The organism is Bradyrhizobium sp. SZCCHNRI3043 (assembly GCF_032377735.1).
Taxonomy (GTDB): domain Bacteria; phylum Pseudomonadota; class Alphaproteobacteria; order Rhizobiales; family Xanthobacteraceae; genus Bradyrhizobium.
In genome coordinates this window covers 100,833-123,175 of sequence record NZ_JAUHID010000010.1, presented here as the reverse complement: position 1 = coordinate 123,175, position 22,343 = coordinate 100,833, and the positions used below count along the sequence as shown (strand labels likewise).

Genomic DNA, 22,343 nt, shown 5'->3' with positions numbered 1-22,343 from the left:
GCTGCGCCCTTTGCTTTGCCCGCCGGACAACGGCAACCGCCCATGAATGGGGTCCAGCGATCCGTATTTCAACGGTTGCGGCACTTTATCTTAGGTTAATCGGCGACTGCGACAATGGACGCATCGTTTGCAGCAAAATTAGCCATGCCGATGCCGGCATGGCTCGAAAGACTCGCCATGCGTAAGAATTTGCCGGTCACCAACGTCGAGTATCCGATCACGGATGACACGCTGATCGTGTCCAAGACCGACACGAAGGGCAAGCTGACCTTCTTCAACCAGGATTTTGTCGACGCGGCCGGCTTCACCGAAGCCGAGCTGATGGGGCAGCCGCACAACATCGTGCGTCATCCCGACATGCCGCCTGAAGCCTTCGACAATCTCTGGACCACGCTCAAGGCCGGCCGACCCTGGGTCGGCGCGGTCAAGAACCGCCGCAAGAACGGCGACTATTACTGGGTGCTGGCGACGGCGTCGCCGATCTGCAAAGACGGCCAAGTCGTCGGCTACACCTCGGTGCGCACCAAGCTGCCCGCCGACCAGCGCGCGGAGGCCGAGCAGGTCTATGCGGCGATCCGCGAAAAGCGGCCGCATGGTTACAAGATCGACGACGGCATCGTCCGCCGCCGCTCGGTGTTCGACCATCTCTCGATGTTCACCGGCTCGATCGCGGCAAGGCTGCGAACGCTGGTCGGATTGCAGACGCTGTTCCTGCTCGTGCTTGGCGTCATCTCGTTCGGGGAGGGCGGGCTCGCCGGAATGACCGCCGTGGCGATTGCTGCCGCTGGTGTCGTGCTGTGTGGTCTGGTCGGGCTGCGTACGATGAACGTGATCGTGGCGCCGCTCGATCATCTGAACGAGACGATGGAGAGCATCACCCAGGGCACGCTCGACACCCGCATGCGCATCGAGCGCGACGACGAGATCGGCCGCGCCTTGCGTAACCTGCAGACCGTTCAGACGATGGTGCGGTTCAACGACAGGGAGCTCGGAGAGCAGGAGCGGCGCGCAGCCGCCGCGCGCAAGCGGGAGATGTCGGAGCTCGCCAACGGTTTCGAAGGCGCCATCGGTAACATCGTCAATACGGTGTCCTCGGCCTCCAGCGAGCTCGAGAGCTCGGCCAACTCGCTGTCGAGCACCGCCGTGCGGGGGCAGGAGCTTTCCACCACTGTTGCCGCGGCCTCCGAAGAGGCGTCGGCCAATGTTCAGGCCGTGGCGTCGGCGACCGAGGAGCTCACCTCGTCGGTCCGTGAGATCAGCCGCCAGGTGCAGGAGTCCGCGCGCATCGCTTCCGATGCGGTCGAGCAGGCGCGCCGCACCAATGATCGTGTCGGCGAGCTGTCGAAGGCGGCGACCCGCATTGGCGACGTCGTCGAGCTGATCAACACGATCGCCGGGCAGACCAATCTGCTGGCGCTCAATGCCACCATCGAGGCCGCGCGGGCGGGCGAGGCTGGCCGCGGCTTTGCCGTCGTCGCCTCCGAGGTCAAGGCGCTGGCCGAGCAGACTGCAAAGGCGACCGGCGAGATCGGCCAACAGATTTCCGGCATCCAGGGGGCCACGCAGGAGTCGGTCGGCGCCATCAGGGAGATCTCGACGACGATCGAGCGGCTGTCGGAGATCGCCGCGACGGTGGCGGCCGCGGTCGAGGAGCAGGGCGCAGCGACCGCCGAGATCTCGCGCAACATCCAGCACGCCGCCGCGGGTACACAGCAGGTGTCCGCCAACATCACCAACGTCCAGCGCGGCGCCAGCGAGACCGGCGACACCTCGGGGCAGGTGCTCAGCGCCGCGCGCCAGCTCTCCGGTGATAGCGAGCGTCTCAAGCAGGAGGTCGGCCGTTTCCTGCAATCGGTTCGCGCCGCCTGATCCGCGAGATAACGAAGCCGGCGACAGCGGCCGAGATTGCCCGCTGTCGCGTCCGATAGTCGAACGGCACAGCCCCGACCGATAGCCGCGGGCACAGCCGATGACGCCGCGGCGAACCACGTCGACGTGGACGCTCATGCGTGCGCCGTTCGTCAGGCGGCGCCCCGCTCGACCGGATCATCCCCCACCGTTGCAGACTCCCCACACCTGACGCCCCGGCCAGAAAGGCCGTTGTGGCGCCATAATCCCGCTAAGGTGCAGAGATTAACTTGTGTTAGATATTTATTCAACCAGCGGTACATTTAGTGGCAGGCAATGTGATTGCGAGCAGACCTTCGCGCAGGACCCTGGTGCTAACGGCCGCGACGGCCGCGGTCGCCTTGGGTCTCGATGCGGGGCTTGCCGTGGTTGCCGCCAAGCCGCGCCGCCGCACTGAGGATCCCGCGCACGGCTATCGCCGGATCACGATCGGCGAGGCGGAGGTGATCGCCCTCTACGACGGTGTATGGGAAAAGCCGCACGAGGCCGGCTTCATCGACAATGCCAGCATCAGCGACGTGAAGGAAGCACTGCGCGCTGCGGGTCTGAGCCCCGCCTTCGTCCCGGTCCCGATCTCCACCTTCGTGGTGCGGCTGAAGGGCAAGACCGTGCTGTGCGATGCCGGCGGCGGCGGTCAGGTCCAGGGCTACAATTCCGACTCGATCTTCATTTCGGGCCGCCTGCTGGACAATCTGAAAGCAGCCGGCATTCGCCCGGAGGACATCGACACCATCCTGATCTCGCACTTCCATCCCGATCATATTTTCGGACTGCTCGGCGAGGACACCAACGTGCCGGTGTTTCCCTCCGCCGAGATCATCGTGGCTGCGGCCGAATACAAATTCTGGACCGATGCATCTCTGACCAGCCGGCTGCCGCCGTGGCGGCAGTCGCTGGCGCGCCGCATCCAGAGCGTGATCCCGGGCTGGAAGAACGTGCTGCCGGTCGAGGGCGAGGACGAGGTGGTGCCCGGTATCCGCTTCGTCAGCGTCCCCGGTCATACGCCGGGGCACACCGCGTTTCATCTCAGCTCCGGAGCGGAGCAACTGATGATCTCGGGCGACACCGCCTATGTGCCGGCGTTGTGCCTGCGCCATCCCGAATGGCACGGCGCCTATGACCAGGACGGCGCGGCTGCCGAGGTCAGCCGGCGCAGATTGCTCGATCGTATCGTTGCAGAAAAGATGTTGGTTTGTGGATCTCATTTTCCGTGGGCCGCGTTCGGTCGGCTCACCCGCGATGGCGCCCATTATGCGCTCGACCTGCTCCCCGCGTGATCCCGAACCGGCCTCGGAAGAGAGGCTCGGGATCGCGCCATGACGACGCATTATGAGGTGCTCGGCGTATCGCCGCGGGCCGATCTCGACACGATCAAGCGGGCATTCCGTCAGGCCGCCAAGGCGCACCATCCCGACCTCCGGGGCGGCGCCGATCCGGCGTCGGAGCACCAGCTCAAGTTGATCATCGTCGCCTACAACGTGCTGCGCGCCCCTGACCTGCGCGCCGAATACGACGCCCATCTTGCTTCTGAGCGCGACCGCGTCCGCCGCGAACGCTGGGACGCCATCCTGCAGTTCACCGCGGCGACCGCCGTGCTCAGCGCGATCCTGATCGGCCTCGAGATTCTGCTCTTGCCCTCCGCCGGTGATTGGATGAGCAGTCCGGCGACGCGCTCGATCGTGACACCGTCGCCGCAGGCCCGATCGGGGCCGCAGCGCAAGGTCGCAGGTGAGACCGTCCCGGCGCCTGCCGTCCAAGACGCGACCGGAGCCGTGCTGCCGGTGCCGCCTCCGGAGGCGGAGGCCCCCGCGCTGTCTCCGCCGGCAGAGCCGAGAGCCACAGAGCAGGTCGTCCCGGCTGCACCGACGACCGCCGCATCCTTCCTGAAGCGGGGGATGGACCGCAGCCGGCAGGGCGATCTCGAGCGCGCTGTCGCTGATTTCGACGAAGCGATCCGGCTCGCGCCCCGCAATGCCGATCTCTATCGCTATCGCGCCAGGGATCTGGTCCGCATGGGCCGCATCGACCGCGCGCTTGGCGATTTTGAGCGGGCGATCCGGCTGGATCCGAACGACCCGGCGCTGTTTCACGATCGTGGCCTCGCGCATCAGCGCAAGGGCGATCTCGACGAGGCCCTCGTCGATCTCGACCACGCCGTGCGCATGGGCTTCAGCGATGCCGGAATGTACAGCGACCGTGGCGCGGTGTGGCTGGCGAAGGGGCGCTACGACCGCGCGCTCGCCGACTTCAACCAGGCCCTCAAGCTGGATCCGGAATTGGCGATCGCGGCCGCACGGCGGGATGAGGCTCTCGCGCGCAGGCGCGACCGGCAATTGGCCGGCGACGACGGCGCGCCTCCGGCGGCGGCGGAGACCACGGGCACGGTGCCTGCCGACGCGAAGCCCAGGCGTAGCGGGCGCTGAGCGCCGGACCGTGATCTGCGCTCCGACATCCGGGAGACGGCGAGCAGCGTTGTGCTCACACCCGTCGGCGCGATCGTTCCATTGCGCGGCGGTCTGCGATCCAGGAGCGCGCCATGAGCGTTTACGTTTCCGTCACCGGCTTCCGCCCGCATCGCGGCCTCAATCGGCTGGCGCGATTCTGGTGGCACACGTTGCGCGCCGTCCGCCAGGCGCGTGCGGCTCCCGGGAATCTGCGCGTCGAGCTTCGTCCGGTGAATGGCATCTATCATACGCTGACGGTCTGGACCGACGAAGCCAGCATGCGCGCCTATGTCAGAAGCGGCGCGCACCGCCGCGCCATGATCGGCTTCCGCGACCTCGGCGGCGGCAGGACGCTCGGCTTCGTGGCGGACAGCGATCCTGATCCTGATTGGGACACGGCCTATGCGCGCTGGCAGCGTGACGCCCGGGAGGTGTGAGGCGACGGAAGCGAACTAATTCGTCCGCCACTCCGGCACACCATCGGCGGCCATCGTGATCGTGCCGAGCGCGCCGACCGGCGTCCTGTCCTGATCCATCAGCCGCGCCAGCGTGGCTGCGTCCTGCGCCGGAACGCGCGCCAACGTGCGCGTGTCCTGCTCGGTGCGCAGCATCGCAACGCCATGCTCGACCTCGCCGTTGCGATCAAACAGCACGGTGAAGCTTTCGACCCGGCCACCGCCGCCGGCTTCGCTGACGAACGCCGGCGCGGCGGCGCGATGCCGATTGGCCTCGGCCTGCACGCTCACCTCCTGTGACAGGGACGACGGCGGCTCGCGCGAGATCACCAGCGCATGATGCTTGGTGACGAAGCCGCCCTGGCCGTACAGCAGGCCGCGCCTGGCGCCGCCGCGCAGCCGCCGCACCATCGCGCAGGCGGCGTGCGTCATGTAGGTGTTGAGCGGCGCGCCGAAGAAGGTCAGCCCGCCGGTCACGGTCGGCTCCACGTCGGCGCCGAGGCCGAGGATCCGCCGTGCCATCTTCGGCACGCAGGGAAAGCAGCTGTAGAGCTCGATGACCTCGAACGCCGCGCCGTTGCCGCCTACGATGTTCATTGCGGCCCGCAACACGGCGTTCTGCGGATGACTCTCGGCGAACTGATCGCGCGTGAGGTAGTCGCGCGGATCCTCCGCCGCTGCGCCACCGAGCGGATAGATCATGCGGCTGTCGGCAATGCCCGCCGCACGCGCCTTGGCCAAGCTGGTCAGGATCAGCGCCGCGCCCATGTTGACCATGGGATTGGCGACCATCAGCTTGGTGTAGGGCCAGGCGATCGGGCGGTTGTCGGCCGACGGAGTCGTGATCTCCTCGGGCGCGAAGTGCCGCTTCAGCCAGGCGTTGGGATTGTAGGCGGCGACCGCGGAAAAGCGCGACCACAGCTCGCCGGATTCGGCGAGCGCCTGCCGCGGCGTCTGGCCCCATTTGGCCGCGCTCGCGACCTCGTAGAACGGATAGACCGAGACCGGGCGGAATACGCCGAGCTTCACCGCCAGCGGCTTCTGGAACGCGGCGCCGCGCTTCGGCTCCTCGACGTCGTGGGCGAACGGCGTCCACGGCAAGGGCACGCCGGCGCGGTCGGCCTTGGTCGCGGTCGATTGCGCCTCGGCGCCGCAGACCACGGCGACCTCGCATTCGCCGCGCGCGATGCGCAAGGCGGCCTCGTGCAGAAAGCGGATCGGGCTCTCGCCGCCGACCGGACCATAATGGCAGTGCGCCGGCGTCACGCCGAGCCGCTGCGCGAGAAGCTGCTCGGGATCGCGGTAGCGCCAGCTCAGGAAGTTGACGACGTCGAGCGAGCCGATGTCGTGGATGAGCTTGGCGCCCGCGTCATTTTCCGCACGGCGGATCGCCTGTTCGAGCAGCGTCAGCGGCTCGAGACCGTCGCCGATATCCTTGGGACGATCGACGATCTCGCCCACGCCGACGATCACGGGAATGCGGTCGGGGGGCAGGGTACTTGCAGTCATCGGCGTTTCCAAGAGCCGGCCCGTGACGGACCGTCATTGTTATCTTGTCTCCGTTCTGTCATCGCAGGTTCGACCGCGCAATGCAGAAAATGCTGATGGCGCCCGCGCGCAGCATGGCTTCCGCTTCACGGCAGATGCGCCTAAAACGCTCGCTCCTGACGCTCACGCCGGAGTCTGCCGTGTCTGAACAGAACAGCTATGTGCCGCCCAAGGTCTGGACCTGGAACAAGGCCAGCGGCGGCCGCTTCGCCAACATCAACCGGCCGATCGCAGGTCCGACGCACGAGAAGGAATTGCCTGTCGGCCGTCATCCCTTGCAGCTTTATTCTCTGGGAACGCCCAACGGTGTGAAGGTCACAGTGATGCTCGAGGAGCTGCTGGCGCTCGGCCACAGCGGCGCCGAATACGACGCCTGGCTGATCCGGATCGGCGAGGGCGATCAGTTCGGTTCGGGCTTCGTCGCCATCAATCCCAATTCCAAGATCCCGGCGCTGCTGGATCGCAGCGGGACCGAACCGATCCGCGTATTCGAGTCCGGTGCGATCCTGGTGTATCTGGCCGAGAAGTTCGGCGCCTTCCTGCCGACCGAGCCGGCCAAGCGAGCCGAATGCCTGTCCTGGCTGTTCTGGCAGATGGGAGCTGCGCCCTATCTCGGCGGCGGCTTCGGCCACTTCTATGCCTATGCGCCGACCAAGATCGAGTATGCCATCGACCGCTTCGCGATGGAGGTGAAGCGCCAGCTCGACGTACTCGACCGTCGTCTCGCCGAAAGCGAGTATCTCGCCGGCCCCGACTACACCATCGCCGACATCGCGGTGTGGCCGTGGTACGGCGCGCTCGCCAAGGGCCTGCTCTACGAAGGCGGCGAGTTCCTCTCGGTGCAGGACTACAGGAATGTTCAGCGCTGGACCGACCAGATCGCGCAGCGCACCCCTGTGAAGCGTGGCCGCATGGTCAACCGCGTCTCCGGCGATCCAAAGAGCCAGCTCCACGAGCGCCACGACGCCAGCGACTTCGACACCAAGACACAGGACAAGATCGGGCAGGGCACGTAGTTGCGCGTGTAGGGTGCACAAAGGCGCGGCGAGCTCATCGCGGCGTGCAACGACTGTGGAGTGCGCCGTGCCCAACGTCGTCCCTCGCCGGCGCCGTCGGTGGGCACGCGCCGACTGACGGCCCCGCTCGCCCACCCTGCGGTTCGATGCACGATTGCTCTTGTTGCACGTGCGAAGTCTCGTCCGTTGCCGCGCTGCGATGCCATGATTGCGGACGTTCACGGCTTTTCTCGCAGTGAGAGAATGTGCAACGATCAATTCGCAGCGGCCGTGCATGCCGCCAGATTTCGATGAGAGCCGGCGGTGATGACCGCGGGTTCAAAACGACCACTCCGGAGGGAGTTGCATGATCGACAGACGTGATCTGCTCAAGGGCGCGGGGATGGCTGCTTTGCTGGGCAGCTTCGGCACGACCCGTGCGCTGGCCGAGGAGACGGTGACGTTGCCCTTCGCCAATGGCGAGCGCCCGCTGGTGAAATATCCGCAGAAGCGACCGATGATCGGTCTGACCAGCCGGCCGCCGCAACTCGAAACGCCATTAGGGGTGTTCAATGACGGCGTGATCACGCCGAACAATGCCTTCTTCGTCCGCTATCATTTGGCGGGTCTGCCTTACGATCTCGATCCGGACAAGTTCACGCTCGCGATCAGGGGAAAGGTCGACAAGCTGCTCAAGCTGTCGCTCAAGGACATCCGCAAGTTGAAGGCGACCGAGATCGTCGCCGTCAACCAATGCTCCGGCAACAGCCGTGGCTTCTTCGAGCCGCGCGTCGCAGGCGGTCAACTCGGCAATGGTGCGATGGGCAATGCGCGCTGGCGCGGCGTGCCGCTTAAGACCGTGCTCGACATGGCGGGTGTTCAGGCCGGCGCCAGACAAGTCACCTTCGGCGGCATGGACGGTCCGGTGATCGACAAGACGCCGGATTTCGTCAAGGCGCTCGACCTCGATCACGCCATGGATGGCGACGTGATGCTGGCCTACGGCATGAACGGCGAGGATCTGCCGTTCCTGAACGGCTTTCCGCTGCGCCTGATCGTGCCCGGCTACTACGGCACCTACTGGGTCAAGCACCTCAACGAGATCACTGTCATCGACAACGTCTTTGACGGCTTCTGGATGAAATCGGCCTATCGAATTCCGGACACGCCGAACAATGCCGTCGAGCCCGGAACCACGCCGAAAGCGACGATCCCGATCAACCGCTTCACGGTCCGCTCGTTCATCACCAGCCTGGCCGATGGCGCAAAGCTCAAGGCGGGCAGGGCAATGCTGCGCGGCCTCGCATTCGACGGCGGAACGGGAATCAAGCAGGTCGCGGTCTCGACCGACGGCGGCAAGACCTGGACCGACGCCAAGCTCGGCAAGGATCTCGGGAAATATTCCTTCCGCGAGTGGAAGCTGCCGGTGAAGCTGGCCGCGGGGGCCCACGATCTCAAGGTGCGTGCCACGAGCAATTCCGGCGAGACCCAGCCGGAGACGCCGCGCTGGAATCCGGCCGGCTATCTGCGCAATGTCGTCGAAACCGTCCGCGTCACGGCGGCCTGAGGAGCATCACCATGCGTCGGACGCCTTTCCTCATCGCCACGCTGGCCGTCGGACTTGGCTGCCTGGCGGGCCGCCCCATCTCGCTCACGGCAGCCCTGGTCAACTATCAGGTTCCGCAGGAGACGGCGGCCTTCAAGCCGGGGCCCGATCTCGCCGTCGTGCAGGGCAATTGCACGGCCTGTCACTCCTCCGACTACATCAGGACCCAGCCGCCGATGCAGAACAGGAAGGAGTTCTGGCAGGCCGAAGTCACCAAGATGATCAAGGTCTATGGCGCCCCGATCGACGCGGCCGATGTCGGCAAGATCGTCGACTATCTCGCCGCGACCTACTGACTGCCCGTGCCGGCGGCCGGGAACGCTCAGGCGGCGCCCTTCGCCGGCGGGAAATCCATCCGGTCATTGGTGCGGCAATAGCGGTCGGCGAACATGCGCCCGACAGGATGGAACAGCTCCATCTCGACCCGCATCTTCTCGGTGTCCCACAATTCGTCGCGGATGTGGAAAGCGAGGCCTTCGCCGAGCACCAGCACGCGATCGCCATTGACGTCGATGAGCTGCCAGGTCTTGCACTCCATCGCGAACGGTGCCTCCGCCAACCGCGGAACGCCGATCATCCGCGACGGTGTAAGCTTGAGCCCGAGGTGATCCGGCTCGCCGATCTCAGGTGGAAAGTCGCCGCCGGTCTCGTGCATCGCCTGCGCCAGCGGCTCGTCGGTGATGTGGACGACGAACTCGCCGCCGCGGCGGATGTTGACGAGGGTGTCCTTGACCCGCCCATCGGGCCGCAGGTTGATCGCGAACACGCACAGCGGCGGGTCCTCGCCGAGCACGTTGAAGAACGAGAATGGCGCGGCGTTGACGATCCCGGTCTCGCTTCTCGTCGTCACCCAGGCGATCGGCCGCGGCAGCACGAAGGAGGTCAGAATCTTGTAGCGCTCGCGCGGGCTGAGATCGGTGGAGAGGTATTCCATCTAGAGGCCTCTGGTGCGTCGGTTCCCCGACCGTAGTGGGCTGTGACGCGATGCGGAAGCCAATAAAGCGGGCAGGGGTTGCGCACATCAGCGCCGTCTTCGCGGAAATTCGATGTTCCCGGGAACGGCTCCGCCAGCGCTACGTTCGGACAGCACACGGCAACGACAAATGGAGGTCGCGCCATGAAACCAATGATTAGTCTGATTGCTTGCGCATTCGTCGTCTCGGCCACGTCCGCGCTGGCGCAGGGCAGCCCACAGACCACGCCGCCGCCGAGTGCGCAGAATTCCGGAGCGGGCATCCAGGGCGCGCCAGGCAACAAGAACGGACCGGGCACTGAGACGGGAAGCGGCACGGTGGGCTCGTCCACGATCAACCGCCATAATCCGGACGTCAGCGCGCAGGACCCGTCGAACATCAAGGGCATGCCGGGGAACAAGAGCGGCCCGCCGGCCAAGAAACCGCAGGACTGACGTCTGCGATGGCGGCTGCGCGATTGCGCGGCCGCCCTTCGCATTTCGCCGGTCGTGCCGTCGCGCTGATTGCCAGATCAGGGAAGGGCGGCTGCCCCGTTGGTCACGATCAGATTGTCGGTATCTGCCGGGGCCAGCTCGCTCGTCGCATCGCCGCCGAGATATTTGTCGAGCGTCGCCTGGATCCGTTCCCGCGCTGTGTAGGGGCCACGGTCGCTCATCCAGGTGTGCTGGAACTCGGTCTTGATGATGTCGATGCCGCTCTTCCTGTCGACATGCGTCGGCACCACGCCGGGGTCGGTCTTGAACTGCGGATCATCCGAGCGGAACGACAGGATCTTGAGCTTGTCCCTGATGACGAAAGGCACGCGCAGATTGTCGAGCGTCACCACCTGCGAGACGATGTTCGGATGCTCCTTGGCGAAATACATCGCGGTGTCGCCGCCATTGGAGTGGCCGACCAGGGTCAGGTGATCGTAGTCGGCATTCGGATGACGCTTCTTCATCTCGTTCAGCACGCAGAGGATGTTGGCCTCGCCCTTCTGGTAGACGTCGAGCCGGCCGACATATGGCATCCCGACCTTGGTGACGAGCGGCGGATCGGTCGGCAGGTCCTGCTGGACGCTGGCGACGAGGTAGCCGCGCGCGGCGAACACGTTCGCGAGGAACGAGTACTCGGTGTTCTTCACGGTGTTGCCGTTGCTGATGATGGCCACGGGCAGCCGCCACAGCCCGGCATTGGCCTTCATCTCGTAGTCCTTGCGCACCGCGACATCGACATTGATCGACCGCTGCCGCGCGGCATCGAAGAACTCGCGGCTCTCGTGCTGGATGCCCCACTTTGCCATCGCAAAGTAGCCGGCCACAGCCAGGGCAGACACACAGGCCAAAACCGTCACACCGCGCTTCATGGCATCCTTCCTGGAAATTCTCTCCGTTATGTGATGGGTGACAACGCCGGCGTCACGGGGGCGTGGCAGCCAGAGGCGGATTAAATTTCGGAAATCTTGGAGCGCAGCACGGAACAATCCCCCTCTGGTGAGCCGGCGCACCGGCTCACCACCCGCTGCGAGGGATCAGAATGCGGTATAGCCGCCGTCGATCACGAAGCAGTCGGCGGTGTGATAGGAGGACGCCTTGCTCATGAGGTAGACGGCGATGCCGCCGAAATCCGACGGCTCGCCGAAGCGGCGCACCGGGATACGCGGCATGACGTTGGCGACGAACTTCTCGTTGCCCATGATGCCCGCGGTCATGTCGCTCTTGATCCAGCCAGGCAGGATGGCATTCGCGGTGACGCCATAGCGCGCCAGCTCCACCGCGAGCGCGCGGCACAGCGCATTCAGCGCGGCTTTGGTCCCGGCATAGTGCTCGTTGCGCGCGGTGCCGAACAGCGAGGCCAGGCTCGAGGTGGCAACCAGCCGGCCGAACGCGTCACCGGCTTCGGCGCGCGCGGTCATGTGCCTCGCGGCAGCCTGGAACGCATGGAACACGCCGTCGAGATTGGTTGCGAACATCGTGCGCCATTCCTCCTCGCTGCGCTCGATGAACGGCTTGCGGCCACCGCCGCCGATGCCGGCATTGGCAAAGCAGCCGTCGACGCGGCCGAACGTGTCGAGCGTGGCCTTCATCGCCTCGTTGACGGAAGCGGCGCTGGTCACGTCGCAGATACGGGTGTCGACCTTGCCGGGCCCGGCGGCCATCGACGCCGCAGCAGCCTTGTTCTTCTCGGCGTTGCGGCCCCAGATCGAGACGTTGCAGCCACTGGACGCAAGTGCCTGGGCGATTCCGAGGCCTATGCCTCCATTGCCGCCGGTGACGACGGCCACACGGCCGGTGAGGTCGAACATGGTCATGGGGTTCTCTCGGGCGTTTCCGTGATGATGTGAGCGCGCTACGCGTCGCTTCGGTTATTTGGATGATGCAACCATGGACAAGCGAAGCGCAAAAATCAAATATGCTGACCGAACCGGGCTGCGCTTCGAATTTCCGCCGCGAAGAATGCAGCGACCGAAAAGCTCTTGAGAGGAAACCATGCAGTACAAGCACGTCACGCTCGATTTCGACGGGCCCGTCGCCATCCTCACGCTCGATCATCAGGAGGTGATGAACGCGGTCTCGATCGACATGCTCGGCGGGTTGGCCGAAGCGCTCGACGAGATCGAGGAGAAGAAGGCTGCGGTGCGCTGCCTCGTCGTGACGGGCGCCGGCCGCGCGTTCTGCACCGGCGCCAACCTGCAGGGCCGCAATGCGCAGGCCAAGCCCGGCCGCAGCAATGCCGGCGCCGCGCTCGAGACCGCCTTCCATCCGTTTCTGCGCCGCTTGCGCAATCTGCATTGCCCGATCGTGACCTCGGTGAATGGCCCGGCCGCCGGCGCCGGCATGAGCTTCGCACTGATGGGCGACATGATCCTGTGCGCGAAGTCCGCCTACTTTCTGCAGGCCTTCCGCCGCATCGGACTGGTGCCTGATTGCGGCTCGACCTGGCTGTTGCCGCGCCTCGTCGGCAAGGCCCGCGCGATCGAGCTGTCGCTGCTGGGCGAGAAGCTGCCGGCCGAGACGGCGCTGCAATGGGGCCTCGTCAACCGCGTCTATGACGATGCGGTCCTGAAGGAGGAGACGATGAAGCTCGCGCACGAGCTCGCCAACGGGCCGACGGTGGCGCTGGCGCAGATCCGCCAGCTGTATTGGGACAGCCCGGAGAACTCTTTCGAGGAGCAGCTCAACGCGGAATTTCAGTCGCAGCGCGTCGCAGGCAGCACTTCGGATTTCAAGGAAGGCGTCACCGCGTTCCTCGAAAAGCGCCCGGCCAAGTTCAAGGGCCAATGATCGAGACCGAGCTGTCCCGCTGCGTCGCCTCGTTCATGCCGGGGGCGACCGGTGTGAGCGGCGCCGCAAGACTCTCCGGCGGCGCCAGCCAGGAGACATGGCGCTTCGACATCGTCCATCCCGTCGGTGAGGTCGGCGCCATTCTGCGTCGCTCGCCGAAAGGCTACGGCGCCGCGCCCGGGCGTGCCGCCGGGCTCGACAACGAGGCGGCGCTGATGCGGCTCGCTTATGCCGCCGGCGTGCCGTCGCCCGAGGTCCTGCACGTGCTGCGGCCGGAGGACGATCTCGGCGCCGGTTTCATCATGCGCCGCGTCGAGGGCGAGACCATCGCACGCAAGATCCTGCGTGATGCCGAATTCGCCGAGGCGCGGCCGCGCCTCGCGCGCCAGCTGGGCGGCATCGCCGCTGGCATCCACGGGATTCGACGCGAGACGCTGCCCGCGTTGCGCGGGATGACCGCGACCAAGGAGATCGCGGAGCTCGCACGGGAATATCAAAGCTTCGACTGGCCGCGCCCGGTGTTCGATCTGGCCCTGCGCTGGCTGTCGCAGAACGATCCCGGTCCCCCGGCCGAGATCACGCTGGTGCACGGTGATTTCCGCAATGGCAATCTCATCATCGGCCGCGATGGCGTGCGCGCCGTGCTCGACTGGGAGCTCGCCCATCTCGGCGATCCCATGGAGGATCTCGGCTGGATCTGCGTCAACTCCTGGCGCTTCGGCGAGATCGACAAGCCGGTCGGCGGCTTCGGATCGCGTGAGGAGCTGTTCGCGGGCTACGAGGGCGGGGGCCGCAAGGTCGACGCTGATAGAGTGAAGTTCTGGGAGGTCATGGGCACGCTGCGCTGGGGCGTGATGTGCTGCGGCATGATGCAGCGTTTTCGCATCGGTCCCGACCATTCGATGGAGCGCGCCATGATCGGCCGCCGCGCGTCGGAGACCGAGATCGATCTGTTGCGATTGCTTGCGCCGAGGGGAGAGGGCTGATGCAGGACGAGCCGACGCCGACCGAGCTGGTGCAATCCGTCGCCGACTTCCTGCGCAACGACATCGCGCCGCTGATCTCGGGGCACCAGGCGTTCAAGCTGCGCGTGGGCATCAACGCGCTCGATCTCGTGGTGCGACAGCTGACACAGGCGGCTGCGGCAGATGAGGCGGAGCATGCGCGGTTGAGAGAATTGCTGGGACAGGATGGTGATTTACTCGAACTCAATCGAGCGCTCACGGCTCAGATCGCCAGCGGCGCCGTTGGTCTCCAGACACCGGGCCTGAAGCAGCACCTCTGGCGGACCACTCTCGCCAAGCTCGCCGTCGATCAGCCGAACTACGCGTCCTACAAGCGCGAAGCTGGGAGGAGCACCGATGGCTCCTAACCCACCGGCGTCATGCCCGGGTTTGACCCGGGCATCCATCTCTTCACGAGTCTGCTGCGAGACGTGGATGGCCGGGTCAAGCCCGGCCATGACGGAGCGGAGACAACCCGGCGCGATCAGGCCCAGAGCATGCGAAGTATCGGATAACTCACCGCCCGAGCCACCTCGGCGGCCGCTTCTCCGAGAACGCCTTCGGTCCCTCGATGTAGTCCTGCGAATGGATCATCGCCTGCACCGCCGGGTAGTCGCGCTGCTCGGTGATGGCCTGCTCCAGCGAGACCGCAAGGCCCTTCTCGATCGCCTGCTTGGAGGCGCGGATCGACATCGGCGAGTTCTTGGCGATCGTCTCGGCCCATCGCTCCGCCGCCGCCAGCGCCTCGCCTTGCGGCACCACCTCATTGACGAAGCCGAGCTCATGGCCTTCGCGGGCGCCGACATGTCGACCGGTGAGGATCATGCCCATCGCGCGCTTCATGCCGATCTGGCGCGGCAGCCGCTGCAGGCCGCCGGCGAGCGCGGCGAGGCCGACGCGCGGCTCGGGCAACGCGAAGGTCGCATTCTCGGAGGCGATGATCAGGTCGCAGGCGAGCGCGATCTCGAAGCCGCCGCCCATTGCGACGCCGTTGACGGCGGCGATGATCGGCTTGTCGCAATCGAAGCGGGAGGTGAGCCCCGCGAAGCCGCTCTTACCCCAACCGCGCGCGCCGCCGGCCGCCTGCCATTTCAGGTCGTTGCCGGCGCAGAACGCCTTGTCGCCCTCACCGGTGACGATCGCGACCCACTGCTCGGGATCGGCGGCGAAGGCGTCGAACACGCGCTCGAGTTCATGATGCGCCTCGATGTGCAGGGCGTTGTAGACCTCGGGGCGCGCCAGGGTGACGATCGTGATCGGCCCCTTGCGCGTCACTCTCGAAAACTTCAGCTCCATCGGCTGTTCCTCCTGTCTTCTGATTGGCTGTCGCGCATCAGCTTAGCGCCTGCGCAGGTGTTGCAGTCATCCAAATACGCAACGGCGCTGCGCGCCACAAGCACGCGACGGGAGGTCGCGCCGACCAGGATCAACAACAACAACGAAACACACTGGGAGACACGCCGTGGATTTTTCCTTGCCGAAGGAATTGGTCGCCTATCTCGACGAGCTCGATCGCTTCATCGCCGCCGAGATCAAGCCGCTGGAGCAGGCCGACGACAACATCCGCTTCTTCGATCATCGCCGCGAATGGGCGCGCACCGATTTCGAGAATGGCGGCCTGCCGCGGCATGAATGGGAGCAACTGCTGCGCAAGGCCAAGGATCGTGCCGATGCGGCCGGCCATCTGCGCTTTGCAATTCCGAAGCGCTATGGCGGCAAGGACGGGTCCAACCTCTGGATGGCCGTGATCCGCGAGCATTTCGCCTCCAAGGGCCTCGGCCTGCACAACGACCTGCAGAACGAGCACTCGATCGTCGGCAATCTGCCGATCGTCACCATGCTCGACCGGTACGGCCGCGACGACCAGAAGGCGATGATCGACGGCTCGATCACCGGCAAGTACCGCATCACGTTCGGTCTCACCGAGCCGCATCACGGCTCGGACGCGACCCACATGGAAACCAAGGCCGTTCCGGCCACCCGCGACAACATCAAGGGCTGGCTGATCAACGGCGAGAAGATGTGGACGACGGGCATGCACGTCGCCACCCACTGTGCACTGTTCGCGCGCACCTCGGGCAATGATGGTGACGCGCGCGGCATCACCTGCTTTCTGGTGCCGGCCAAGACCGAGGGTGTGAAGGTCGAGGAGTATCTCTGGACCTTCAACATGCCGACCGATCATCCGCGCGTCAGCTTCACCGACGTGTTCGTGCCGGAGGATGCGCAGTTCGGCGAGGTCGGGCGCGGGCTGTCGCTGGCGCAATGCTTCGTCCATGAGAACCGCATCCGCCAGGCGGCGAGCTCGCTCGGCGCGGCCGTCTACTGCATCAATGAGAGTGTGAATTACGCGCGTGAGCGCAAACCGTTCGGCAAGGCGCTGGCCGAGAACCAGGCGATCCAATGGCCGCTGGTTGAGCTGGCGACCCAGGCCGAGATGCTGCGGCTGCTGATCCGCAAGACGGCCTGGGAGATGGACCAGCTCACCCAGGCCCAGGTCGAGCACACACTCTCGGACAAGGTCTCGATGTGCAACTACTGGGCTAACCGTCTGTGCTGCGAGGCGGCCGACCGCGCCATCCAGGTCCATGGCGGCATGGGCTATTCGCGCCACAAGCCGTTCGAGCACATCTACCGGCACCACCGCCGCTACCGCATCACCGAGGGCAGCGAGGAGATCCAGATGCGGAAGGTCGCCGGCTTCCTGTTCGGCTACATGGGGGTGAACAAGCGGTGACACGCTGTTGAGCGGCAGGGCCCCTGTCGCAAGCGCAATTGATGCAATCGAGCGTCGTCTCCGGAGCCCTGGATTGCTTCGGCGCAAGGCGCCTCGCAATGACGGCGGAGAGGGAGCGCGCACTCTCTCCACGGCGTCATCGCGAGCGCAAGCGAAGCGATCCAGGATGGCGGTGCGTGCACTCAATTCACCTGCCGGTCCTTGCCCGCCCAATACGGGTCGCGCAGATTACGCCGCAGGATCTTGCCGGAGGGGTTGCGCGGCAGGGCGTCGAGGAAGTCGACGCTCTTCGGCGTCTTGAAACCGGCGATGCGCGTGCGGGTGAAATTGATGATGTCGGTCTCGGTGGCGCGCGTGCCAGGCTTCATCACGACGATCGCCTTGACGGCCTCGCCCCATTTGTCGTCGGGAATCCCGATCACCGCGGCCTCGGCGACATCGGGATGATCGCAGATCGCGCTCTCGACCTCGGCCGGATAGATGTTCTCGCCGCCGGAGATGATCATGTCCTTGATGCGGTCGTGAATGTAGACGTAGCCGTCCTCGTCCATGTAGCCGGCATCACCCGTGCGCAGCCAGCCGTCCTTGCCGAGCGTGCGTGCGGTCGCCTCCGGCAGGTTCCAGTAGCCGGTCATGTTGGTGCCGGAGCGGGTGGCGATCTCGCCGACCTGGCGCGGCGGCAGCGGGTTGCCGTTGATATCGATGATCGCGACCTCGACGCCGGGCAGCGGCTTGCCGGCGGAGCGCATGCGCTCCAGTCCCTCGACATGGTCCTCGGGCGGCAGCGCGATGATGGTGCCCGTGGTCTCGGTCATGCCATACATCTGCACGAAGCCGCATTTGAACACGTCGATGCATTCCTTGAGCAGCGCGGCCGGGATTGGCGAGGCGCCGTAGAGCATGTATTTCAGGCGGGAGAAATCGACCTGCCGCGCGCGCGGCTGCCGCACCACGAACTGCATCGCCGCCGGCACCATGAACAGCTTGGTGATGCCGGACTGCTCGAAGAAGTCGAGGATCCTGGTCGGATCGAACTCACGGGCGATCACGCCGCGGGCGCCGCGATAGAGGCTCATCAGGCCCCAGCCGGAGCCGCCGATGTGGAAGATCGGCATCGCGATCAGCGAGACGTCGTCGGTCGACCATTTGTTCCAGTCCGGTTTCTCCTCGGGATTGCCGGTGTTGACGAGGTTGAGGAAGTTGGCGTGCGACAGCATCGCGCCCTTCGGCTTGCCGGTGGTGCCGGAGGTGTAGAGCTGCAGCGCGATGTCCTGCGGCGTGATCGGAACGCCCGGATCATCCGCGCTCTGCGCGTCGCGCCAAGCCGTGTAGTCCTGCCATTCCGGTGCGCCGCCCTCGGTGGTGATGATGTGCCGCACGCTTGGAATCTGGTCGCGGATGTTTCGGATCATCGTGATGAATTCCGGCCCGACGAAGAGGGCAGGAGCCCTGCAATCCTCGACGATGAAGGCGACCTCGGGACCGGCGAGGCGCCAGTTCACCGGCGCCATGACGACGTTGGCCTTCATGGCGCCGACGAGCAGCTCGAAATAGATGTCGCTGTTCTTGCCGAAATAGGCGATCCGCTCGTGCGGCTTGATGCCGAGCGCCTTCAGCGCGTTGGCGACCTGGTTGGTCTTGCGGTCGAACGCGGCGAAGCTGGTGATGCGCCCCTCGAACTCATAGGCGGTGGCGGAGCCCAGCGTTTGCGCTCTGTCGCGCACGACGTCGACGAGCGTCGACGATGCCGTCGAGACGGACATGTTTCCCCTCCGATTGCGTCTTGTTCTTTGTTTGATGTCTTGTCGTGGTCCTCGCCCCGGATCGCGCCGGAGCAAGCATCTCTCGATCAGTCTACAGGGCGCACGTCGCCGATCAACCGGGTGATTGGACCATCAGCTCGTGCGCGTCGCGCGGTCCTTCTCATTCTGCGCCTTGATCGACTCCTTGGCCTTGGTCCAATCGTCGTCGCTCCAGTCGCGCAACTGATAGAAGTTGCCGCCCATCGCCAGCGCCTGGGCGCCGTCCATCGCGATGGTCTCGCCGTTGATCCAGTTGCAGCCGCCGGAGATCAGGAACACCGCGAGGTTCTGCAGCTCCTCCATGGTGCCGACGCGACCCATCGGGTTCATCGCCTTGGTCCGCGCGCCGGCCTCGTCGCCGGGCTTGATGCGCTTGCTCATGCCTTCGGTCGGGATTTCGCCGGGTGCGATGGTGTTGAGGCGGATGCCATAGCGGCCCCATTCGGTCGCAAGCGACATCGTCATGGCGTGGATCGCCGACTTGCTCATCGCCGATGGCACCACGTAAGGCGAGCCGTTGCGCACCCAGGTTACCGTGATCGACACGACGTTGCCCGGCTGCTTCGCGGCGATCCAGCGCTTGCCGACGGCATGCGTCACGTAGAACGTGCCGTGCATCACGATGTTGGCGACCGCGTCAAAACCGCGCGGGCTCAATTCCTCGGTGCGGGAGATGAAGTTGCCGGCCGCGTTGTTGATCAGATCGGTGAGGCCGCCTTCCTGGAAGATGGCCTCGATCATTTCCTCCACCGCCATGGCATTGCGGATGTCGACGCCATGGCTGGTCACGCGGCCGCCGTAGAGGTCCATGAGTTCGGTCGCGGTCTCGTCGCAGACGATTTTCCGCCGGCCGCAAATATGCACTTCGGCGCCGAGTTGCAGGAAGCGTGCAGCCATCGCTTTGCCAAGGCCCGTGCCGCCGCCGGTCACCAGAATGCGTCGACCTTCGAGGAGATTGTCCTTGAACATGGGAGTTTCCGCCTGACATGTTGTGAGTTAATTGGTCGATTGACTAAATCGCTCCGACAGCCTTCTGTAAAGTCACAAAGACATCCGTAGGGAGACCGCTCGATGGACAACCGCCTCGCGATCGAGATCAAGGACGGCGTCGCCGACGTTCGCCTGGTTCGCGCCGACAAGATGAATGCGTTGGACATGGAGATGTTCGAGGCGCTGGTCGCGGCGACCGACCGGCTGTCGAAGGAGAAGGGACTGCGGGCGGTGGTGCTGTCCGGCGAGGGGCGTGCCTTCTGCGCCGGCCTCGACATGGGCCGCTTCGCCGCGATGAAGGAGTCCGGCGGCAATGGCATACCCGGCGGCGAGACGCGCGATCTCACCATTCGCACCCACGGCAAGGCGAATTTCGCCCAGCAGGCTGTCTGGGGCTGGCGGCAGCTGCCGGTGCCGGTGATTGCTGCAGTGCATGGCGTCGCCTATGGCGGCGGCTTCCAGCTCGCGCTCGGCGCGGACATGCGCTACGTCGCGCCCGACACCAAGATGTCGATCATGGAGATCAAATGGGGTCTCGTGCCCGACATGGCGGGCACGCCGATCCTGGCCACCCTGATGCGCGACGACATCCTGCGCGAGTTGACCTACACGGGCCGGGTGTTCTCGCCGGAGGAAGGCCAGTCCTACGGCCTCGTCACCCGCATCTGCGCCGATCCGCGCGCGGCTGCGCTGGAGACCGCACGGGAGATTGCCGGCAAGAATCCGGATGCGATCCGCGCCGCCAAGCGGATGCTGAACAATCTCTCGGTCGATCCGGGGCCGGTGCTGCTCGCCGAATCGGTCGAGCAGCAGAAGCTGATCGGCAGTCCGAACCAGCTCGAATCGGTGCGCGCCAACATCGAGAAGCGCGCGCCGAAGTTTGCGGACTGAGTCCGTCATTCCGGGATGCTCCGAAGGAGCAGGCCCGGAATCTCGAGATTCTCCGGTGCGCAACTGCGCACCTGAGTTCGATGCTCCGCGCAAGACGGCTCCGCCGTTTTGTCGCGGCGCATCGCCCCGGAGTGACGGCCGAAACTCAAACCGACGCCAGATCGGATAGCAGAGAAAATGGAAACGTCCTCCCTGTTCTGCGGCATCATCTCCGGCGAGCGCCGGCGCAGCCACGCCGAAATCGCCGACCGCGCCGCGCGGATCGCCAGCGGCCTCGCGCAGCTCGGCGTGGGCCAGGGCGATTGCGTCTGCATGCTGATGCGCAACGACATCGCCTTCATCGAGGCGGCCTATGGCGCGATGCGGCTGGGCGCCTATGGCGTGCCGGTGAACTGGCACTTCAAGCCGGAGGAGATCGACTACATCCTCAAGGACTCCGCGACCAAGGTGCTGATCGGTCACGCCGATCTGCTGCATCAGCTCGCCGGGGCGATACCGGCCGATGTCACGGCGCTCAGCGTGCCCACACCGCCGGAGATTCTGTCCAACTACAAGATCGGCGCGGATCTGCTCGCGACACCGGAGTTCGCAATCGAGTTCGAGGGCTGGCTTGCCCAGCAGAGCCCTTACGAAGGGCCGCAGGTGCCACAGCCGCAGAACATGATCTACACCTCGGGCACGACCGGTCATCCCAAGGGCGTCCGCCGCAATGCGCCGACGGTGGAGCAGGCCGCGTCGGCCGAGCGCATGCGAGCGTTGATCTACGGCTTGAAGCCGGGCTCGCGCGCGCTCTTGCCGGGGCCGCTGTATCATTCTGCCCCGAATGCGTTCGGCCTGCGTGCCGGACGTCTCGGCGGCGCGCTGGTGCTGATGCCGCGCTTCGAGCCGGAAGAATTTCTCGGCATCATCCAGACAGAGCGGATTGATACGATCTTCATGGTGCCGACCATGTTCATCCGGCTGATGAAGCTGCCGGAGGAGGTTCGCCGCCGCTACGACGTATCGTCGCTGCGCCATGTCATTCACGCTGCCGCGCCGTGCCCGGCCGACGTCAAGCGCGCGATGATCGACTGGTGGGGGCCGGTCATCTACGAGTTCTACGGCTCGACCGAATCCGGCGCCGTCACCTTCGCAACCTCCGAGGACGCGCTGAGGAAGCCAGGCACCGTCGGCAAGGTCTCGCCGGGCGCCGAGCTTCGTTTCCTCGGCGAGGACGGCCGCATCCTGCCGCAGGGCGAGGTTGGCGAGATCTATTCGCGCATCGCGGGCAATCCGGATTTTACCTATCACAACAAGCCGGAGAAGCTTGCCGAGATCGACCGCGACGGCTTCATCACCTCGGGCGATGTCGGCTACATCGATGCCGAGGGCTACGTCTTCCTGTGCGACCGCAAGCGCGACATGGTGATCTCCGGCGGCGTCAACATTTATCCGGCCGAGATCGAAGCCGTATTGCATGCCGTGCCCGGCGTGCACGATTGCGCGGTATTTGGCATTCCCGATGCCGAGTTCGGGGAAGCCCTGATGGCCGTGGTCGAGCCGCAGCCCGGCGTCGTGCTGGACACCGGCGAGATCAGACACCGGCTCAGGGCTTCGCTGGCCGACTACAAGGTGCCCAAGCACATCGAAATCCAGGACAAATTGCCTCGTGAGGATTCCGGCAAGATCTTCAAGCGGCGGCTGCGCGACCCCTATTGGGCGCAGGCAGGGCGAAAGATCTGATCGA

21 protein-coding genes are annotated in these 22,343 nt (G+C 65.5%); 14 read left to right on the top strand and 7 right to left on the bottom strand.

Annotation, left to right across the window (positions count from 1 at the left end; translation table 11 throughout):
• Positions 1–177: 177 nt before the first annotated feature.
• The 4 genes from QX124_RS20505 (at position 178) to QX124_RS20490 (ending at position 4,789) form a co-directional block, all read left to right on the top strand.
• Positions 178–1,869, top strand: coding sequence for a methyl-accepting chemotaxis protein (locus QX124_RS20505; protein WP_315798101.1), 1,692 nt, complete (start codon positions 178–180; stop codon positions 1,867–1,869).
• A gap of 350 nt (positions 1,870–2,219) precedes the next feature.
• Complete coding sequence (locus QX124_RS20500; RefSeq protein WP_315798100.1) at positions 2,220–3,185, top strand: MBL fold metallo-hydrolase; 966 nt, start codon at positions 2,220–2,222, stop codon at positions 3,183–3,185.
• 39 nt (positions 3,186–3,224) lie between these two features.
• Positions 3,225–4,331, top strand: coding sequence for a tetratricopeptide repeat protein (locus tag QX124_RS20495; RefSeq protein ID WP_315798099.1), 1,107 nt, complete (start codon positions 3,225–3,227; stop codon positions 4,329–4,331).
• A 113-nt stretch (positions 4,332–4,444) separates the two neighbouring features.
• Positions 4,445–4,789: an antibiotic biosynthesis monooxygenase gene (locus QX124_RS20490; protein ID WP_315737246.1), complete on the top strand. Its 345-nt coding sequence runs from the start codon at positions 4,445–4,447 to the stop codon at positions 4,787–4,789.
• A 15-nt stretch (positions 4,790–4,804) separates the two neighbouring features.
• Here the strand turns inward: QX124_RS20490 and QX124_RS20485 are convergent, their stop codons facing one another.
• On the bottom strand, positions 4,805–6,316 hold the full coding sequence (locus tag QX124_RS20485) for an acetyl-CoA acetyltransferase (protein WP_315798098.1): 1,512 nt from the start codon (positions 6,314–6,316) through the stop codon (positions 4,805–4,807).
• Positions 6,317–6,495: 179 nt separating this feature from the next.
• On the opposite strand from QX124_RS20485, the gene yghU reads away from it, so the two are divergent.
• The 3 genes from yghU to QX124_RS20470 all read left to right on the top strand — a co-directional run bounded on the left by yghU (position 6,496) and on the right by QX124_RS20470 (position 9,252).
• Positions 6,496–7,371, top strand: coding sequence for a glutathione-dependent disulfide-bond oxidoreductase (gene yghU, locus QX124_RS20480; RefSeq protein ID WP_315798097.1), 876 nt, complete (start codon positions 6,496–6,498; stop codon positions 7,369–7,371).
• 346 nt (positions 7,372–7,717) lie between these two features.
• A complete protein-coding gene (locus QX124_RS20475) occupies positions 7,718–8,917 on the top strand; it encodes a molybdopterin-dependent oxidoreductase (protein ID WP_315798096.1) in 1,200 nt (399 codons plus the stop codon).
• An 11-nt stretch (positions 8,918–8,928) separates the two neighbouring features.
• Positions 8,929–9,252 (top strand): cytochrome c, encoded by a 324-nt coding sequence (locus QX124_RS20470; RefSeq protein ID WP_315798095.1) that lies wholly within the window; start codon positions 8,929–8,931, stop codon positions 9,250–9,252.
• 26 nt (positions 9,253–9,278) lie between these two features.
• Here the strand turns inward: QX124_RS20470 and QX124_RS20465 are convergent, their stop codons facing one another.
• The gene (locus QX124_RS20465) at positions 9,279–9,890 is read right to left on the bottom strand and encodes a flavin reductase family protein (RefSeq protein WP_315772482.1); all 612 of its coding nucleotides are present in this window, start codon (positions 9,888–9,890) and stop codon (positions 9,279–9,281) included.
• Between the two features lie 183 nt (positions 9,891–10,073).
• Here QX124_RS20465 and QX124_RS20460 point away from each other — a divergent pair, with 183 nt between their 5' ends.
• On the top strand, positions 10,074–10,364 hold the full coding sequence (locus QX124_RS20460; protein WP_315772483.1) for a hypothetical protein: 291 nt from the start codon (positions 10,074–10,076) through the stop codon (positions 10,362–10,364).
• Positions 10,365–10,441: 77 nt separating this feature from the next.
• On the opposite strand, the gene QX124_RS20455 is transcribed toward QX124_RS20460, so the two are convergent.
• Positions 10,442–11,275 (bottom strand): alpha/beta hydrolase, encoded by an 834-nt coding sequence (locus QX124_RS20455; protein ID WP_315737253.1) that lies wholly within the window; start codon positions 11,273–11,275, stop codon positions 10,442–10,444.
• A gap of 165 nt (positions 11,276–11,440) precedes the next feature.
• The gene (locus QX124_RS20450; RefSeq protein ID WP_315737254.1) at positions 11,441–12,220 is read right to left on the bottom strand and encodes an SDR family oxidoreductase; all 780 of its coding nucleotides are present in this window, start codon (positions 12,218–12,220) and stop codon (positions 11,441–11,443) included.
• A 178-nt stretch (positions 12,221–12,398) separates the two neighbouring features.
• Here QX124_RS20450 and QX124_RS20445 point away from each other — a divergent pair, with 178 nt between their 5' ends.
• Genes QX124_RS20445 through QX124_RS20435 form a run of 3 tightly spaced genes read left to right on the top strand, consistent with a single transcriptional unit; the run spans position 12,399 to position 14,565 of the window.
• The gene (locus QX124_RS20445; protein ID WP_315737255.1) at positions 12,399–13,193 is read left to right on the top strand and encodes an enoyl-CoA hydratase/isomerase; all 795 of its coding nucleotides are present in this window, start codon (positions 12,399–12,401) and stop codon (positions 13,191–13,193) included.
• The gene (locus QX124_RS20440; RefSeq protein ID WP_315776457.1) at positions 13,190–14,179 is read left to right on the top strand and encodes a phosphotransferase family protein; all 990 of its coding nucleotides are present in this window, start codon (positions 13,190–13,192) and stop codon (positions 14,177–14,179) included. The genes QX124_RS20445 and QX124_RS20440 overlap by 4 nt, the downstream gene beginning before the upstream one ends.
• Positions 14,179–14,565: a DUF6285 domain-containing protein gene (locus QX124_RS20435; protein WP_315772486.1), complete on the top strand. Its 387-nt coding sequence runs from the start codon at positions 14,179–14,181 to the stop codon at positions 14,563–14,565. Before QX124_RS20440 ends, QX124_RS20435 begins: the two co-directional genes overlap by 1 nt.
• A gap of 148 nt (positions 14,566–14,713) precedes the next feature.
• On the opposite strand, the gene QX124_RS20430 is transcribed toward QX124_RS20435, so the two are convergent.
• Entirely contained in the window at positions 14,714–15,493 is a 780-nt protein-coding gene (locus tag QX124_RS20430; protein WP_315737258.1) for an enoyl-CoA hydratase-related protein, read from the bottom strand.
• A gap of 166 nt (positions 15,494–15,659) precedes the next feature.
• Between QX124_RS20430 and QX124_RS20425 the strand changes: the two genes are divergently transcribed.
• Positions 15,660–16,934 (top strand): acyl-CoA dehydrogenase family protein, encoded by a 1,275-nt coding sequence (locus QX124_RS20425; protein ID WP_315737259.1) that lies wholly within the window; start codon positions 15,660–15,662, stop codon positions 16,932–16,934.
• Positions 16,935–17,116: 182 nt separating this feature from the next.
• On the opposite strand, the gene QX124_RS20420 is transcribed toward QX124_RS20425, so the two are convergent.
• Positions 17,117–18,697: a fatty acid--CoA ligase gene (locus QX124_RS20420; RefSeq protein WP_315772488.1), complete on the bottom strand. Its 1,581-nt coding sequence runs from the start codon at positions 18,695–18,697 to the stop codon at positions 17,117–17,119.
• 132 nt (positions 18,698–18,829) lie between these two features.
• Positions 18,830–19,705, bottom strand: a complete 876-nt coding sequence (locus QX124_RS20415) for an SDR family oxidoreductase (RefSeq protein ID WP_006613814.1) — start codon at positions 19,703–19,705, stop codon at positions 18,830–18,832.
• A gap of 102 nt (positions 19,706–19,807) precedes the next feature.
• Here QX124_RS20415 and QX124_RS20410 point away from each other — a divergent pair, with 102 nt between their 5' ends.
• Positions 19,808–20,617 (top strand): crotonase/enoyl-CoA hydratase family protein, encoded by an 810-nt coding sequence (locus QX124_RS20410; RefSeq protein ID WP_315772490.1) that lies wholly within the window; start codon positions 19,808–19,810, stop codon positions 20,615–20,617.
• Positions 20,618–20,794: 177 nt separating this feature from the next.
• Positions 20,795–22,339 carry an acyl-CoA synthetase gene (locus QX124_RS20405; protein WP_315772492.1) on the top strand — a complete coding sequence of 515 codons (1,545 nt, stop codon included), beginning with the start codon at positions 20,795–20,797 and terminating at the stop codon, positions 22,337–22,339.
• Positions 22,340–22,343: the final 4 nt, after the last annotated feature.